Below are 1,269 nucleotides of genomic sequence, written 5' to 3'. Positions count from 1 at the left end.
CCTGGTTACGAGGAGATTGGCAAGCAGCTGCGTGCCGAGATGGATAAGAACAACTAAGGAGGACGAAGATTATGCTATTAGGAAGTATCGAGGCCGGCGGGACAAAGTTCGTCTGTGCAGTCGGTGATGTCAACTACCAAATTAAGGATTCAATCCACATTCCGACCACAACACCGGCAGAGACCATTCAGAAGTGTATTGACTGGTTCGACCAGTATAAGGATGAACTATCTGGAATCGGGATCGCCTCGTTCGGGCCGATCGAAATCCGGCAGAGTTCGCCGAAGTACGGCTACATCACCAACACCCCGAAGAAGGGCTGGGCGGATACCGACTTTGTAGGCCCGTTCAAGAAGCACTTCAATATCCCAATCTACTGGACCACGGACGTCAACGGGTCAGCCTATGGTGAATATGTTCTTGCAACACTGTTCAATAAGCGGATCAACTCCCTGGTCTACTACACGATTGGGACTGGTTGCGGGGCTGGAGCCGTCATCGACGGGAAGTTTGTCGGTGAACTCGGTCACCCCGAGATGGGCCACATTCGCCTGAAGCGCCACCCCGATGACCTTGACTTTAAGGGGATCTGCCCGTTCCATGGTGATTGTCTGGAGGGCCTGGTCTCTGGGCCAACCTTTGAGGCCCGGACTGGTAAGAAGGGACAGGACGTTCCGCTGACTGATCATGTCTGGGACATCATGGCCTACTATGTTGCCCAGGCTGCCCTGAACGCCACATTGATGTTCCGGCCAGGCCAGATTATCTTCGGTGGCGGGGTCGTCAGCGAGGAGTTCTTGAAGAAGGTCCGGCGCGAATTTAAGAAGCTGTTGAATAACTATGTTGATGTTGGCAACGTCGACGAATACATCACGATGCCACTGGCCCAGAACAACGGTTCAGCCACAATCGGTGACTTCGCCCTCGCCCTGAAAGCTGCTACAAACTAACTTGACGCATTGAAGAGAAAGATAAAGGGGAACTTAAATTATGAAGGAAACAAAATTCATCCGGGTCCTGAGCGTGATTGCCAGTGTAATTGCCGTCTGCATGTACGTTTCATATATTCCACAGATCATTAACAATCTTCATGGTGCCTACTGTGCACCACTGCAACCGTTTGTCGCCGGTTTAAACTGCACACTCTGGTCAATTTACGCCTGGTTCAAGAGTGAACGGGATTGGGCCGTGTTCGTTGCTAACTTCCCGGGGATCTTCTTCGGATTTATCACTTTCTTTACTGCCTTGCACTAAAATAAAATTTTAACC

Annotated in this window: 2 protein-coding genes; both read left to right on the top strand. The window is 50.9% G+C overall.

What is annotated here, in order from left to right; translation table 11 throughout:
- Window positions 1–71: 71 nt before the first annotated feature.
- Entirely contained in the window at window positions 72–950 is an 879-nt protein-coding gene (gene scrK, locus FD34_RS04905; RefSeq protein ID WP_057807326.1) for a fructokinase ScrK, read from the top strand.
- A gap of 40 nt (window positions 951–990) precedes the next feature.
- Window positions 991–1,254 carry a SemiSWEET family transporter gene (locus FD34_RS04900; RefSeq protein WP_007124610.1) on the top strand — a complete coding sequence of 88 codons (264 nt, stop codon included), beginning with the start codon at window positions 991–993 and terminating at the stop codon, window positions 1,252–1,254.
- Window positions 1,255–1,269 lie beyond the last annotated feature (15 nt).

This window comes from Limosilactobacillus pontis DSM 8475 (assembly GCF_001435345.1).
GTDB lineage: Bacteria > Bacillota > Bacilli > Lactobacillales > Lactobacillaceae > Limosilactobacillus > Limosilactobacillus pontis.
This window is presented reverse-complemented; position numbering and strand designations above follow the sequence as displayed.

Excerpts from the sequence above, each read along its gene's own strand:
- FD34_RS04900 (WP_007124610.1), top strand. The coding sequence starts at position 991 with ATGAAGGAAACAAAATTCATCCGGGTCCTGAGCGTGATTGCCAGTGTA.
- scrK (WP_057807326.1), top strand. The coding sequence starts at position 72 with ATGCTATTAGGAAGTATCGAGGCCGGCGGGACAAAGTTCGTCTGTGCA.